This window comes from Megamonas sp., assembly GCF_986095205.1.
Genome location: NZ_CFQVBI010000056.1, coordinates 67,544 through 83,644, shown reverse-complemented (window position 1 = coordinate 83,644; position 16,101 = coordinate 67,544). Strand labels below are relative to the sequence as shown.

Below are 16,101 nucleotides of genomic sequence, written 5' to 3'. Positions count from 1 at the left end.
TAAAAGGACTTAGTCCCGTAGAATACAGAACTAAGTCTCAATTAGTAGCTTAATTAATATGTCCAATATTTTGGGTGCATATCACGAATATTTTATATCCATAAACTGCTTTTTATTTATAACTATATATTATTTTTCTAACATATCGTTCTTAATCATGTATTCAGCGATTTGAAGTGCATTTAATGCTGCACCTTTTCTAATCTGGTCACCACAAAGCCATAAGTTTACAGCATTAGCTACAGAATAATCCTTGCGGATACGTCCTACATAAACATCATCTTTGCCAGATGTCATAAGAGGCATTGGATATTCCATTTCTGCTGGATCATCTTGAACTGTTACACCATCAAATTTTGCCAAAGCTTCTTTGATAGCATCTAAACTTACTTCTTTTTCAAGTTCTACGTTAACAGATTCAGCATGGCTACGATATACAGGTACACGAACTGTTGTTGCTGTAATACCGATTTCATTATCTTCTAAGATTTTATGTGTTTCATTGATCATTTTCATTTCTTCTTTAGTGTAAAGATTATCTTGGAACACATCAATCTGTGGAATTAAGTTAAATGCAATCTGATAATGTTTTGGAAGAGAAGCACCTGGTAAAATATTAGCTACTACTTCTTTACCTTCTACAATAGCTTGTACCTGGTCTTCAAGTTCTGCCATAGCTTCTTTACCGCCACCAGAAACAGCCTGATAAGTAGATACTACAATACGTTTAATTCTTGCTAAATCATAAATTGGTTTTAAAGCCATTACCATGATGATAGTGGAACAATTTGGATTTGCAATAATACCTTTATGACGAGCAATAGCCTGTGGATTTACTTCTGGAACAACGAGTGGAACTTCTGGATCCATGCGGAATGCACTGGAATTATCAATTACTACTGCACCAGCTTTTACAGCAGATGGAGCAAATGTTTTACTTGCAGCACCGCCAGCAAAAAGAGCAATATCCACATTTTCAAAAGAATCATGTGTTGCTTCTTCTACTGTATATTCTTTACCCATGAATTGAATTTTTTTACCAGCAGAACGATGAGATGCTAATAATTTTAATTCATTAAAAGGGAAATTTCTTTCTTCAATAAGATTTAAAAATTCTTGACCTACGGCACCTGTTGCCCCTAAAATCGCCACATTATATTTTTTCATTTATATCACCTATCCAATATTAATAATTAGTCCATAATATTATCTAAATTGCAAGTAAGTCCTGCATTAAGACCCATGATTTTTTTACAAGCAAGTACAACACCTGGCATGAAAGAAGTACGGTCAATAGAATCATGACGAATAGTCAAAGTCTGTCCTAAGCCACCAAAAATAACTTCCTGATGAGCTACATAACCTGGAAGACGTACACTATGAATTCTCATACCATCATACTCTGCCCCTCTAGCACCAGCTAATTTTTCTTTTTCATTTTCATGACCTTGTTTATGGCTTTCACGAACTTGTTTAATCATTTCAGCAGTAACAAGAGCTGTTCCTGATGGAGCATCAAGTTTATTATCATGATGAAGTTCAATGATTTCTACATCTGGCATATATTTTGCTGCTTCGCAAGCCATTTTCATCATAAGCACAGCACCGATAGCAAAATTAGCTGCAATAAAGCAAGGTGTATTATTTTCTTTTCCTAAAGCATCTAATTGAGCTTTTTGTTCATCAGTGAGTCCAGTTGTACCAATTACAGGACGAACATGATTTTTAATAGCGATACTTGCAGTATTAAATACTACAGATGGCTGAGTAAAATCTACCATAACATCTGGATTTGTTTCTTTAATAGTAGCTTCTAAATCAGTGGATACAATAACACCAGTTTTTCCACAACCAGCTTTATCACCAGCGTCCATACCACCAACTATATCTACAGCTCCAACAAGCTTTAATTCACTATCTTTCATTACAGCATCAACTACGGTACTACCCATACGACCGCAAGCACCATTTACAATAACTTTAATCAAAATAATTCATCTCCTAGTAAATTATACGATTTTAACTATGAACAATATTATAATGGGAAAAGACTTTAAAATCAATAGATTTAATCTTAAATATGGACTTTTTTATGCTGTTTTTCTCTCTTTTCTCCTGTTATAGTACCATATTGCACCATAAATAATACATACTAACACTATTACAATCATTAAACGGTCTAAGTTATTTTTATAGTTAACTACATCATGACCTATTACTACTTCAAGTGCAGTAGAGGGAAACTTTCCAATCAAATTTGCCAAAGCATAATCTTTTAAACTAATGCGACTAACAGCACCAAGTGCAGTCAATATTCCAGAAGGAAAATATGGCATAGCACGTAAGATTAACATTATTTTAAATCCATTTTTGCCACTGAATTCATCTGCTTTTTTCAGATATTTAGATTTAGCAATTAATTTTTCTGCTGAAGAACGCAAAATAGTCCTCATCAAAATAAAAGAAATAATAACGCCTGTCGTTTCAGCAAGCCATGATAAAATAATTCCCGGCACTATGCCAAAAAGCAAGCCATTTGCTGTTGATACAAATATTGACGGCAAAAATCCTAAAGCATTTATCAACACATCTAATAAAAAGCTAAATACCATCGCCCATATACCGAATGAAGCGATATAATCCATTGTTTCTTGCATACTACCACTTGTAGCTACACGCCAAAAATCACTATAAAAACTAGGATTTAAAATATAAATAACAACTAATATCGCCACTAACATTAAGACCGTGATTATTTTTATCGTAGACTCTTTCATTAACTTATATCCCTTCTTTATCTCAAAATTTATCTATAAGATATTTACACATCAGAAATCTTTAAAAATCTATGTTTATATTGTAATTCTAATATCTCATTTAACACTTTTTTATCTATGCCATAATCAATAGCTCTTTGAGCTTCTACCCTTGCATTGACTAAGACATTTACATCATTTAATACATCTGCAATTTTTAAATCAGGTAAACCATGTTGCATTGAACCAAAAAATTGCCCTGGTCCACGTAATCGCAAATCTTCTTCAGCTAAAACAAAACCATCAGAGATTTTTTCCATGAGATGCAATCGCTCTAGAGAATTTGCATTCTTGCCACGATTAATCAAAATACAATATGAAGCATATTCACCTCTACCAATACGACCACGAAGCTGATGAAGCTGAGCAAGCCCAAAGCGTTCAGCACCTTCAATCACCATGATACTAGCATTTGGCACATTTACACCAACTTCAATTACTGTAGTTGATACTAATACATCTATTTTTCCTGACAAAAATCCCTGTAATAAATCTTCTTTTTCTTTCGGTTTTAATTTACCATGAAGCAAGGCACAATTTAAACCATATAAATAACCTGATGTAAGTTCATCATATATCATTTCTACAGAAACAGCATCACTATTTTCACTTTCTTCAATCAAAGGACAAACTATATAAGCTTGTCTTCCTTTGGCTACTTCATCTTTTACAAATTTATAAATTAAATTTCTTCTATCTGGCATACGCACAAAAGTTCTTATAGGTTTTCTTCCTGGTGGTAATTCCTTGATAAAAGAAACATCTAAATCACCATATACTGTAAGTGTCATCGTTCTAGGAATAGGTGTCGCTGTCATCACCAATACATCTGGTAAAAAATCTTCTCCTTTTCCTTCTAATTTTGCTCTTTGATTTACACCGAAACGATGTTGCTCATCAGTTACTACTAAACCTAAATTTTTGAATATGACATTATCTTGTATCAAAGCATGTGTACCAATGACTAAATCTATAGTGCCATCAGCTAAGCCTTCTAATATCTGTCTTTTTTCCTTAACTTTCAAACTACCAGTTAATAAACCTACATGTATATTCAATGGCTCTAATAATTCTTTTATCTTACCATAATGTTGCAATGCCAAAATTTCCGTCGGTGCCATCAAAGCGCCTTGGTATCCATTTTCAATAGCTTTTACTAAAGAAAGTATAGCTATTACTGTTTTCCCTGAACCTACATCACCTTGTACTAAGCGTTGCATTTGCACATCTTTTTGCATATCTAAGCAGATTTCTTGCCAAACTTTTTCTTGTTCTGCTGTTAAATTAAATGGCAAATTATTTTTTACTGTTTTCACTAATTCACTATTAGATAAAAATTTTATGCCTTTATTTTTTACCTGATGTTGCTTTTTCAACAGTAATAAACCTGCTTGAATTAAAAATAATTCTTCGAAAATTAAACTCTTCTTTGCTTTTTCTAATTCTTGTCTTGTATGAGGAAAATGTATTTTCTTTATAGCTGTTTGTTTATCCCATAAATCGTATTTTTCACGAATAAAATTTGGTACTACATCTTTTACCAAAATATCTTGAGCGCAGGCTTGTTCTATTAGATTGCGAAAATCCTTTGGTTTTATATAATCTGGAATTGTATATATGGGCATAAAAGCACAAAGGTTAATATTTTCTTCACTATCTATATTATCGTTATTTATAACGTCAAAAGAAATAATCTGACTTATAGCAAGTTGACCATATCCACCATAGGCATAGCCCACTTTACCATGTACAAATAAACTACTTTTTTGTACCTTTAATTTCTTTTTTAGATAATCTTGATTAAAAAAATTAAGCTGAACAACACCTGTATCATCAGCTAACATAATCGTTAATAATTTTAAACCTCGCCTTGTATTTTTTTCTGCCATAGCCATAATTTTACCTTGAATATTTACCACTTCACCGACTTTTATTCTGCCGATAGGAACAATTTGACTTTGGTCTTCATAACGACGAGGATAATATGTGATTAAATCATATATATTTTCAATGCCTAATTTTTTTAAAGCCTGTGCTTTTTTAGGACCTACACCTTTTAAAAACTGTATATTTTCTCGTATATCCATTTATTACACCTATCTATAAAAATTAATTTTAATTATAACATATCTAAATATAGACTGCTTTAACTTAATTTTAATCTTATTTTAATTTTTTTGTAATTGATTTTAAACTTAATTATGCTCTAATATGTATTTGAGATGTATTAACAATTTATCTCCAATCTAAAATAAATTTTACAATCTACAAAAATCAGAAGGTGATTTAATGAAATTAATTTCTCGCTTATTACTTCTATCTTTTTTTGCTTTAGCCATATTTACCTATATTCTACCTGTAGAAGCCACTTCTACTAATCAAGAAAGTACACAAACCCAACAAGATGAAATAATCGTCAATGGTACTAAAATCAATTCTTACCCTATTATAATTAATGATTGCACATTAGTGCCAGCTCGTGATGTCTGCAAAAATTTAGGCTTCACTATATCTTGGGACAGCGACGAACAGACAGCCACTATTAACAGTAAAAATATGAAATCTACTGTAAAAATTGGTCAAGATTTATACACTGCTCAAAGCACTATTGCCCTTGGCATGACTGCACCTATCTCCCTTGGTTCTGGGCCACTGCTCATCAATGATAAATTATACATTCCAGCAGAACTTTTCCGCATTTTACAAGGAAATAATCCAGAAAGCTTGATTTATAATAATCATCAAATCCTTTTAAATACTATTGAATAAATTAAAAAGCATTAAGATATATATTTTATATTCTTAATGCTTTTTTATCTATTTTTTGCAAATTATTTACCTAGATTTAGCTAAAGCTAAATTAAAATTATACATTCACTATATATACTAAAATCAACTTAAAAATATTGCTCAACCGTTAGCAGATTGGAATGTTGATATATGCAAAATTTGTCTCGTCGTAATTTCTTTAAATTAGGTGCTGGCGTTTTAGCTGGAGCTGCACTTTTCGATTTAACAGGCTTAAATCATAAAGCTTTCGCTCAAAAAATAACACCTTCTAATTTTAAAATAAATCCAATTAAATTATCTGACTTACCACCAGCTACAAAAGCACCACTTAACTCACAGCTCGTCAATAATGCTTATGATTACATAATCTCTAGTGTGGAAAAAATAACAGATAATAAACTTCGTCAACAAACATTAGATTTAATCAAAGATACACGTCCTAAATTTATGCAATTATACACATCTTCTACAGATGTAACTAATATTTACAATGAACTTGCTAATAAAGGCTTGATTGATGCTTCCATCATCAGCCCAGAACAATTATTTCCACCACTAAAATCTAATAAAAATCCACAAGATTTCATTTCTGCTCCAGGCAGTGGCTATGCTAGCCATCATTCTTATCCTGGAGGACTTCCAACACATACAGCAGCCAATTTATCTATTTCTGAAGGCGTAGTCAATACTTATAAATTAATCTTTGGTTATGCTGTAAATACTGATATTGTACTTTCTGCTCAAGCTTTACATGATTTAGCTAAACCATGGGTATTCCAGTGGAATGAAGATGGAACTTGTCTTCCTGAATACTCCATTGCAGGTACAGGAGCACATCATATTTTAGGACTTGTTGAAGCAATTTATCGCAATTTACCTGCTGAAGAAATTGTCGCTCAAGCTTGTGCTCATAATCACCCTGGCAGTGATAAAGACGAAGAAAGTGTAGTTAACTGGATTAAAGCAGCAAGTATTATTGCTCAAAAAAATCCTGTAAAATACGGTTTACTTGATAAATCTGGAGATAAATTACCTACACCACAACATCAAGAAGGTTATATTGTCCACTTAGGCGACCATGACTGGGTATTAAGTGGTATTGTTGCTAAAAACACAGTAATTTATCTCAAAGAAATTGCTAAAACTGATTACAATTTCTCCGATAAAGATTTAAATGGTAAATTATTCAATGATTTTAGAAATTATATTGGTGCACAAGTTTCATTTATGTATTTGCATAATCTCATGGCTCAAAATGGTCTTGAAGATGTACGCAATCTTGTTCATCAAATAGTTTTAAAATAAAATATTAAAATCTTACCTATCCCAATGACTCCTCTTATTGTCATTTATATAAAAGCCATAACTCTTTAACCCTTAGAGTTATGGCTATTTTCTTTATCTAAAATTATCAGTGATGTGAAAAGCCTTCTCCAGTTACTTCTCTTGCATCAGAAATAATAAAGAAAGCATTTTTGTCTATATCCAAAGTTAGCTCTTTTATTCTACTCACCTGTCGCATAGTAATCACTACATAAATAACTTTACGATTATTTTTAGTATATGCACCCTGTCCATAAAGAAAAGTAACTCCTCTATCTAATTCAATCATAATCGCATCTGCTATCGCTTCTGGTTTTTCTGTAATTATCATGATGGATTTTCGCATATTAAAACCATCAATCATCTTATTGGTGAGTACACCACCTAAATACATACAAATAAAAGTGTATACTGCAATATTATAATCAAATAACCATACACTAGATAAAATAATCAAACAGTCTAAAACAAATACCATCGTTCCGACATTATATGAATATAATTTTTTAATCAGTGCTGCTATTACATCTACACCGCCTGTATTACAATTACTGCGAAAAATCAGACCAAATCCAATACCTGAGATAACGCCTCCTACAATAGCACATAACATAGGCTCTGATAATGGTGGATAAGCGTTTAAAAAAGCTGTTAAATCCAAAGCAACAGAAAATAAAATTGTGCCTAAAATTGTATCAAAAAAATACAATCTGCCAAAATAACGATAAGCAATATATAAAATAGGAATATTTAACAAAAAGTTCATTATCCCAATCGGCAAATTAAATAAATAATACAAGATAAAGGCAATCCCTGCTAAACCACCAGATAAAAAATTCATCGGTATTAAAAATAAATTATAAGCAGCGGCAGCCAGTAAACACCCAATAATAATTATTACATAACGCATAGCATGATTTAACATTAAAAACCCTCCTATCATTTCATAATAAAAATATTATATAAAGAAAAAAGAACAGACCAAAATTGTCTGTTCTTTAATCATAAATAATTCGCTAATCGCTAAAATTATTCATTCTTTTTAATTTATCTAATTAGTTTTCAGCTTTTTTCTTAGGAGCTACAGCAGTACGAATAGAAAGTTCACGTAACTGTTTTGCATCAACTTCAGAAGGAGCTTGTGTCATCAAGCAACCAGCACTTTGAGTTTTAGGGAATGGAATAACATCACGAATAGAATTACGTTTAGCCATGAGCATAACCATACGGTCAAGACCAAATGCAAGTCCGCCATGTGGAGGAGTACCATATTTGAAGGCATCAAGCATAAAGCCGAATTTTTCATGAGCTTGTTCTGGAGTTAAGCCGATTGCTTCAAATACTTTTTCTTGAGTATCGCTGTTGTAAATACGAAGGCTACCGCCACCGATTTCTACACCATTTAATACCATATCATATGCTTTTGCTTTTACACGACCTGGGTCAGTTGTGAGATATTGTACATCTTCATCACGTGGTGCTGTGAATGGATGATGCATAGCTTTCCAACGTTTGTTTTCTTCATCATATTCAAACATAGGGAAGTCAACAACCCAAAGGAATTTATATTCATTTTCGTTAATAAGACCACGACGACGGCCCATTTCAAGACGTAATTCGCCAAGAGCTTGAGCTACTACAAGTGGTTTATCTGCAACTACGAGTAATAAATCGCCTGTTTGAGCATTAGTTGCTTCTTTAATTTTCTGGAATGTTTCTTCACTGTAGAATTTTTTGAATGGAGATTTGATTTCTGTTTCAGTGTACTGAATCCATGCTAAACCTTTTGCACCATATCTTTGAGCATATTCTACAAGACCATCAAGTTCACGGCGAGGAATATTTGCATAGCCATCAACTTTGATAACTTTAACCTGTCCGCCATTATCAAGTACAGATTTAAATACTTTAAAGTCAGAGCCTTTAACGTATTCGGAAATATCCATGAGTTCCATACCAAAACGGATATCTGGTTTATCAGAACCATATCTTTCCATAGCTTCGTCCCAAGTCATACGTAAGAATGGAGTCTGTACTTTTTCACCGATAGTTTTTTCAAATAAGCCAGATACTAAACCTTCCATTAAATTTAAGATATAATCTTGGTCAACGAAGGACATCTCAATATCAAGCTGAGTGAATTCTGGCTGACGGTCAGCACGTAAGTCTTCATCACGGAAGCAACGTACGATTTGGAAATATTTTTCATAGCCAGCTACCATTAATAACTGTTTGAAAATCTGTGGAGATTGTGGTAATGCATAGAATTTACCAGGATTTACACGGCTAGGAACTAAATAGTCACGTGCACCTTCTGGAGTACTCTTTGTAAGCATTGGTGTTTCAATTTCTAAGAAACCATGTTCATCAAAGTAATCACGCATTAATTTTGTAACGCGATGACGAAGCATGATATTTTTTTGCATTTCAGGACGGCGAAGGTCTAAATAACGATATTTTAAACGAACGTTTTCATCAACATCAATACCATCTTGAATATAGAATGGAGGAGTTAATGCTTTATTTAAAATACGTAATTCTTCAGCATAAATTTCAATTTCGCCAGTTTCCATATTTGGATTTATTGTTTCTTTATCACGTAAAGAAACTTTACCACGTACAGCTACTACGAATTCAGAACGAAGAGATTCTGCTTTTGGAAATTGGTCTGCACCAATTTTATCTTCAGCAAAAACGAGCTGAACAAGGCCACTTCTATCACGTAAATCAATAAAAATAAGTCCACCATGGTCACGACGGTGAGATACCCAACCGCATAATACTACTTCTTGACCTTCGTTTGTGGCACGAAGTTCACCACAATGGTGAGTTCTTTTCATACCTTCCATTGTTTCCATTTTACTAATTCCACCTCAATAATTATTTTGTTAATGTAGTGAGTTTATTAAGCAATTCATCTATAGAGATTGTTTCTTGTGTACTTTCATTCATATTTTTAAGTACAACAGAATTTGCTTGCAATTCATCTTCACCTAAGATAATAGTGAATTTTGCATTAGCTTTATTTGCTTGTTTCATTTGAGCTTTCATGCTACGTCCTGCAAAGTCCATAGCAGCTTTAAATCCACCTCTACGCAAATTAGCTAAAAATTCAAAGGCTTTTGCCTGTACAGTATCACCTAAAGCTACAATAAATACATCTGTATCATAATTAGTTTCAGGTAATAAATTCTGCATTTCAAGAGCGAGCAATACTCTTTCAAGACCTGTAGCAAAACCTACAGCAGGTGTAGATTTACCGCCACATTCTTCAATAAGACCATCATAGCGTCCACCACCTAAAACGGCAGATTGAGCACCAAGTGGTACATATTTTAATTCAAATGCAGTCTTAGTATAATAATCAAGACCACGTACAAGACCTGGGTCTAATTCAAATTCTATACCAGCAGCTGTTAAGAATTCTTGTACTTTATGGAAATGATCATTACATTCATCGCAAAGACAATCAGTAATAGCAGGAGCGTCTTGCGCCAATTCTTTACATTTTTCATTTTTGCAATCTAAAAGACGCATTGGATTTCTATCATAACGAGATTTACAATCATCACACATCTCATCAATTACAGGTTTGAAAAATTCTTGTAATCTTTGACGATATACAGGTCTACATTTTGGACAACCTACAGAGTTTAATAATAATTTTATATCTTTAAGCCCTAAATCTTTTAGGAACTGTACAGCTAAAGAAATGATTTCAGCATCAACTGCTGGATTTGCTTCACCTAAAGCTTCTACACCAAACTGATGGAATTCACGATAACGACCAGCTTGTGGGCGGTCATATCTAAACATTGAACCGATGTAGAATAATTTGCATAAATTTGTATCTGCATATAATTTATTTTCTAAGTAAGAGCGTACTGCTGCTGCTGTATTTTCAGGACGAAGAGTAATACTTCTATTACCTCTATCTGTAAAAGTATACATTTCTTTTTCTACAACATCAGTAGTTTCACCAATACCACGTTGAAATAATTCAGTATGCTCAAAAATAGGTGTTCTGATTTCACGGTAACCATATTGACCGCATAATTTTCTAATTAAATTTTCAAGATATAACCAATTTCCTACTTTATCTGGAAGTATGTCTTTCGTTCCACGAGGAGCTTTTGTCAACATATAAAATATCACCTCTACATATTTTTAATCGCCATAAGCTTCTTTTAAAAGCATTGCTCGGCGTTCAATATATTTATCTATACTATTTAAATAAGTATATAAATCTTTTGCATTAAATGATGTTTGTAATCTCTTACCTGGATAAGTAATCTTACTAGTTGCTGCACCGCCAACACCTAAAATAGTCTGGCGTTCACCCATTATTTGAATATTATAAATGCCCTCTTGACCCTTTTTGCTATAACCTACATTTTCTAATTGACCACTCATATATCCTTGACGATAAATATAATATGGAATTAAACCATATTCATCAATAGCAGTTGTCATTATCTTAGCCATAGCTTGAACCGTTTCATCATCAGGCAAAACAATATTATCTCTTATAAGCTTTAATTCTGAACCTTTTTTTAGTGCCAAAGCATGCAAAGTTATATCATCTGGAGCTAAATCAATTACTTTATTAATCGTATCTTGAGCATCTTTTATATCTTCTCCAGGAAGTCCAATGATTAAATCAGTATTCACATGCTTTATACCAGCTTGACGCACTTGTTTAAATGCACGCAAAATATCTGCTGAAGTATGTTTTCTACCAATTAAAGATAATGTTCTATCTTGCATTGTCTGTGGATTTACACTAACTCTATCTGCACCATATTTTACTATGGATTTTGCTTTTTCAAGACTTAAAGAATCAGGTCTGCCTGCTTCCACAGTGAACTCTTCAACATAATCGCCTTTAAATGATTTAGCCACTAAAGATAATAAATCATCAAAATCATTTTCATTTAAACTTGTAGGAGTGCCTCCACCTACATAAATACTTTGTACTTTAAAATCATATTGTTCTATTAAAGCTTTAATTTTAGTAATTTCATAATTTAAAGTCTGCAAATATTTGCGAGTCATCTCGCTACTTGGCAATATACTTGAAGGAAAAGAGCAATATAAACAACGTGATGGGCAAAATGGAATTCCCACATAAACACTGATGAGTTTTGGGTCATTTGCTTTTGCTAAAAAAGGTAATTGTAAATAAGCAATATCTGTGATTAGATTTGCTTTATCTATTTGTACCTCATAATCACCTTGTAAACGTCCTATCACACCTTGACGGTCTAATCCTTGCTCCATTAAACGGTGTACGATTTTTGTTGGTCTAACTCCATGAAGTATTCCCCAAGGAGCTTTTTTAGCTTGTAAATCTTCGCAAAAGATATGATATAAATTTAATTTAATTAAACGATTAGTCCCTGCTTTTACACTTTCATCATCATGTAAAAAGCTTTGTCTTGTATAAGTCCATAATTTTTCATCTTTACGCAAAGTCAAGACTGTTTTTACACCATTTAAAGCCACATCATCATATATATTCTCTATTTTCAATTCATCGTAATCAAAAATAGTATCATCTGCATCATTTATTTCTACTTTAAATAATACTAAAATCTCTTTTACTATCTTTACAATAATTTCTTTTGTACTATTTAAATAAAATGTTTTTATTTTCACGATTTCATTTCACGCTTTTTCTGACAATCTTCACAATAACCAAAGAATTTTAACTGATGATCTACAATTTTGAATTTGCATGTATCTTCTATTTTTTCTTCGAGATTACCCAAAAGGTCATCTGTGAATTCTAAGACTTTGCCACATTCTATACAAATTAAATGATGGTGTTGATGTTCATTAGGACTTGCATCATTTAATTCATAACGACGGCAACCATCACCAAAATCAAGATAGTTTAAAATATTTAAGTCACTTAATAATTCTAAGCTACGATATACTGTAGCTAAACCAATTTCGCATTTTTGTTCTTTTAAGATAAAATGCACATCTTCTGCACTTAAGTGCTGACTAGGTCTATCTAAAAAAATCTGCAATACTATTTTTCTTTGAGGAGTTAATTTATATTGAGGACCCGCTAATTTTTGCTTTAAATCCTCCATAGTTATTTTTACAGGCACTAAAAACCCTCCTTTTATCTCTGTTAGTTTCAAATATATATATTTTAGCAAAAATATACTTATATTACAAAGTTTTTATTATGATTATTATACCATTTTCTCAAAAAAGCTTTCAACTAAAGTATTATCTAACAAATTAAAAACAAAAAAGCTCCCGAAAAAATAATCTCTCGAGAGCTTTCTCTTATATTCTTAATTAAATTAATCTACAGTTGTTACTTTATCAATGAAGCCATGAATATCTTTTTCTTCACCGCTTTGAAGTCCTGTGATATAATTGAACATTTTTTGAGCAAATGGTCCAATTTTACCATCATTGATAGTCATTACTTTATCTTTATAGCCGAGTACACCAACAGGGGAAATTACAGCTGCTGTACCAGAACCGAATACTTCTTCTAATTTACCATTTTCGTAGTCTTCTACTAATTCATCAATAGTAATAGGACGTTCTTCTACTTCCATGCCCCATTCTTTAGCTACAGCAAGAACAGTTCTTCTTGTGATACCATTTAAAATAGTACCATCTAAAGCAGGAGTTACGATTTTACCATCAATTTTGAATAAAATGTTCATAGAACCAACTTCACCGATGTATTTACGATGTACACCATCTAACCACAATACTTGGTCATAACCATTTTTGTGAGCTTCAAGACCTGCATGGAGGCTTGCTGCATAGTTAGCTGGAGTTTTTGCTTCACCTAAACCACCTTTTGTTGCACGAACATATGTATCTTCTACCATGATTTTTACTGGAGCAAATCCATGTGCATAGTAAGCAGCTACTGGAGAAAGAATGATATAGAATTTATATCTTTTAGATACGCTAACACCTAAGAATGGGTCATCTGCAAAGATGAATGGACGAATATAAAGGCTCTGACCTTTTTTATTTGGCACCCAATCTTTTTCAATAGTGATTAATTGATGAAGAGCATCATATACTAAATCAACATCAATTGGTGGAATATCAAGAATACGAGCTGAATTATTTAAACGATTTAAATGGTCTTTAGTACGGAAAATAACTACATCTTTGCCCTGACGGAAAGCTTTCATACCTTCAAAAATAGCCTGACCATAATGAAGTGTTGCATTTGCTGGGCTAACTTTTATTTCTTCGTAAGGTACAATCTGAGCATCATGCCAGCCTTGACCTTCATCATAAGTCATTTCAAACATATAATCTGTAAAATGTGTTCCAAAACCAATAGTGGAAACATCAACTTTTTCTTTTAATGTTTTTGTTTCAACAAATTTAACCATAATTACATCTCCCTAATTGATAGTGTATTCATTGTACAACTTATCTATTACATAGTCAAGAAAAAAGTTTACATATTTACATATTTTTTACTAATAAAATAACTTTTTATGTTGATTATTCTATCTTTATAGCTTAATAAATTATTATAACAAGGATAAACTAATATTTATTTTATTTAAACTTCGCCAATAATGTAAAATAGAAAATCTAATAAATTTCATCATTGTAAAACAAAAAAGCCGTAACCTTTTAATAAAAGGCTACGACTTTATTTCTTAATTATTCAGCATATACACTGATTTGACGGTTGTAACGACCTTTACGTTCGAAAGCAACACGACCAGCAATTTTAGCGAATAAAGTATCATCTTTACCGATGCCTACGTTAGCACCTGGATGGAAATGAGTACCTCTCTGACGAACTAAAATGCTACCTGCAGTAACGATAGTACCAGCATGTTCTTTAACGCCAAGACGTTTAGATTCGCTATCACGACCGTTACGAGTACTACTAACACCTTTTTTATGAGCGAAAAGCTGTAAATCAAAATTGAACATTCAAATTCACCTCCTGATATTTAGAACAGAAACGTTTTTTGGATTAGATTTCTCTATTTCCGCAAAACCAAGTACAGCTACAGCAAAGACAGCTTCTGTTAAATCATCAGCTTTATCTTTCAGAGCCACACTTAAATATCCGGGCTTTACATCATAATTTATTTCACGATGTAAATGTTTTGCCAAACCTAAAATAACTGACTGAGCCAATGCAGAAATCCCAGCACATACAATATCTTGACCATATGCGCCTGCTCCTGCATGTCCTTCTACTAAAAGACCGATGACTTTATCATCATCTTGACGCATTACAGATATTTTTATCATTATGCTTCGATTTTTTCAATAGTTAATTTAGTGAAAGGCTGACGATGACCCTGACGACGACGATAGTTGGATTTAGCTTTGTATTTGAAAACTAAGATTTTTCTAGCTTTATCTTGTTTTTCAACTTTTGCAGTGATTTTAGCACCTTCAACAACTGGAGTACCAACTTTAACATCTGCATCATTAACAACAGTTAAAACCTGATCAAAAGTTACAACATCGCCTTCATTAGCTGCGATTTTTTCAACAGTGATAACGTCACCTTCGGAAACACGATACTGTTTTCCGCCTGTCTGGAAAATAGCGTACATTCAATTACACCTACCTTAATTAATACTCGCCAATTACGGTTAGTCAAAGACTATTTATAAACCTTTTTGTGCGGTTGGGAAACCTTAATTTCTTAAGGCTTACATCTTGAAATTCTATCATATTTAAACTAATAATGTCAATAAAATTATTAAATAAATAAAATTATTATTTATTTAATAATACGTATACATACTAATATAATTTTATACGTATACGTACTATTATAAAGGAGGATTTTTTATGTATTATATTGCCAAAGCAAAAAATATTTTATTTACACTCTTTTGCTGTTGTATTTTATTATCTAATGTTGCTTATGCACAAGATAAATTGCAAACAGCCCCACCACCTAATTTACCTAGTGAATTATTTGATAATACTCCTCTAACATCTACAAAAGTTTTTGACAATCATTATTGTATAGGCACAAAAAGCGTTATAGTTTGGGCATTGCAAACTTCTGATGGAATCATACTCATAGATTCAATATGGGATAATAACGACGCCCAATTAATCATTGATGATATCTTAATATCTCATGGGCACGGTGACCACTATGGTGGAGCACAATACTAAAAAAATAAAT

The 16,101-nt window shown here is 32.4% G+C and carries 16 protein-coding genes; 3 read left to right on the top strand and 13 right to left on the bottom strand.

What is annotated here, in order from left to right:
* Positions 1 to 129 precede the first annotated feature (129 nt).
* The 4 genes from AC5LAX_RS08330 to recG all read right to left on the bottom strand — a co-directional run bounded on the left by AC5LAX_RS08330 (position 130) and on the right by recG (position 4,903).
* Positions 130 to 1,167: an aspartate-semialdehyde dehydrogenase gene (locus AC5LAX_RS08330; protein ID WP_091693938.1), complete on the bottom strand. Its 1,038-nt coding sequence runs from the start codon at positions 1,165 to 1,167 to the stop codon at positions 130 to 132.
* 26 nt (positions 1,168 to 1,193) lie between these two features.
* Positions 1,194 to 1,988 carry a 4-hydroxy-tetrahydrodipicolinate reductase gene (gene dapB, locus AC5LAX_RS08325; RefSeq protein WP_008538578.1) on the bottom strand — a complete coding sequence of 265 codons (795 nt, stop codon included), beginning with the start codon at positions 1,986 to 1,988 and terminating at the stop codon, positions 1,194 to 1,196.
* Positions 1,989 to 2,090: 102 nt separating this feature from the next.
* Entirely contained in the window at positions 2,091 to 2,777 is a 687-nt protein-coding gene (locus AC5LAX_RS08320) for a TVP38/TMEM64 family protein (protein WP_008538580.1), read from the bottom strand.
* Between the two features lie 44 nt (positions 2,778 to 2,821).
* Positions 2,822 to 4,903 carry an ATP-dependent DNA helicase RecG gene (gene recG, locus AC5LAX_RS08315; protein ID WP_288909571.1) on the bottom strand — a complete coding sequence of 694 codons (2,082 nt, stop codon included), beginning with the start codon at positions 4,901 to 4,903 and terminating at the stop codon, positions 2,822 to 2,824.
* A gap of 202 nt (positions 4,904 to 5,105) precedes the next feature.
* On the opposite strand from recG, the gene AC5LAX_RS08310 reads away from it, so the two are divergent.
* Both AC5LAX_RS08310 and AC5LAX_RS08305 read left to right on the top strand, forming a co-directional pair.
* Positions 5,106 to 5,585, top strand: coding sequence for a copper amine oxidase N-terminal domain-containing protein (locus AC5LAX_RS08310; protein ID WP_288909572.1), 480 nt, complete (start codon positions 5,106 to 5,108; stop codon positions 5,583 to 5,585).
* Between the two features lie 171 nt (positions 5,586 to 5,756).
* The gene (locus AC5LAX_RS08305; RefSeq protein WP_117585233.1) at positions 5,757 to 6,911 is read left to right on the top strand and encodes a TAT (twin-arginine translocation) pathway signal sequence; all 1,155 of its coding nucleotides are present in this window, start codon (positions 5,757 to 5,759) and stop codon (positions 6,909 to 6,911) included.
* 106 nt (positions 6,912 to 7,017) lie between these two features.
* On the opposite strand, the gene AC5LAX_RS08300 is transcribed toward AC5LAX_RS08305, so the two are convergent.
* The 9 genes from AC5LAX_RS08300 to rplU form a co-directional block, all read right to left on the bottom strand.
* The gene (locus AC5LAX_RS08300; protein ID WP_018999054.1) at positions 7,018 to 7,854 is read right to left on the bottom strand and encodes a YitT family protein; all 837 of its coding nucleotides are present in this window, start codon (positions 7,852 to 7,854) and stop codon (positions 7,018 to 7,020) included.
* 130 nt (positions 7,855 to 7,984) lie between these two features.
* Positions 7,985 to 9,787, bottom strand: a complete 1,803-nt coding sequence (aspS, locus tag AC5LAX_RS08295; RefSeq protein ID WP_015562740.1) for an aspartate--tRNA ligase — start codon at positions 9,785 to 9,787, stop codon at positions 7,985 to 7,987.
* A gap of 22 nt (positions 9,788 to 9,809) precedes the next feature.
* Positions 9,810 to 11,072: a histidine--tRNA ligase gene (gene hisS, locus AC5LAX_RS08290; protein ID WP_288909573.1), complete on the bottom strand. Its 1,263-nt coding sequence runs from the start codon at positions 11,070 to 11,072 to the stop codon at positions 9,810 to 9,812.
* 24 nt (positions 11,073 to 11,096) lie between these two features.
* Positions 11,097 to 12,587: a coproporphyrinogen dehydrogenase HemZ gene (gene hemZ, locus AC5LAX_RS08285; RefSeq protein ID WP_075555249.1), complete on the bottom strand. Its 1,491-nt coding sequence runs from the start codon at positions 12,585 to 12,587 to the stop codon at positions 11,097 to 11,099.
* The gene (locus tag AC5LAX_RS08280; protein WP_181805614.1) at positions 12,584 to 13,048 is read right to left on the bottom strand and encodes a Fur family transcriptional regulator; all 465 of its coding nucleotides are present in this window, start codon (positions 13,046 to 13,048) and stop codon (positions 12,584 to 12,586) included. Before AC5LAX_RS08280 ends, hemZ begins: the two co-directional genes overlap by 4 nt.
* A 201-nt stretch (positions 13,049 to 13,249) precedes the next feature.
* Entirely contained in the window at positions 13,250 to 14,317 is a 1,068-nt protein-coding gene (locus AC5LAX_RS08275; protein ID WP_015562741.1) for a branched-chain amino acid aminotransferase, read from the bottom strand.
* A 280-nt stretch (positions 14,318 to 14,597) separates the two neighbouring features.
* Positions 14,598 to 14,876 carry a 50S ribosomal protein L27 gene (rpmA, locus tag AC5LAX_RS08270; protein ID WP_008538610.1) on the bottom strand — a complete coding sequence of 93 codons (279 nt, stop codon included), beginning with the start codon at positions 14,874 to 14,876 and terminating at the stop codon, positions 14,598 to 14,600.
* Positions 14,877 to 14,882: 6 nt separating this feature from the next.
* On the bottom strand, positions 14,883 to 15,203 hold the full coding sequence (locus AC5LAX_RS08265) for a ribosomal-processing cysteine protease Prp (protein ID WP_008538611.1): 321 nt from the start codon (positions 15,201 to 15,203) through the stop codon (positions 14,883 to 14,885).
* Positions 15,203 to 15,514, bottom strand: a complete 312-nt coding sequence (rplU, locus tag AC5LAX_RS08260; RefSeq protein ID WP_008538612.1) for a 50S ribosomal protein L21 — start codon at positions 15,512 to 15,514, stop codon at positions 15,203 to 15,205. The genes AC5LAX_RS08265 and rplU overlap by 1 nt, the downstream gene beginning before the upstream one ends.
* Before the next feature lie 241 nt (positions 15,515 to 15,755).
* Between rplU and AC5LAX_RS08255 the strand changes: the two genes are divergently transcribed.
* Positions 15,756 to 16,091, top strand: a complete 336-nt coding sequence (locus AC5LAX_RS08255; RefSeq protein ID WP_288909574.1) for an MBL fold metallo-hydrolase — start codon at positions 15,756 to 15,758, stop codon at positions 16,089 to 16,091.
* The last annotated feature ends 10 nt before the right edge of the window (positions 16,092 to 16,101 follow it).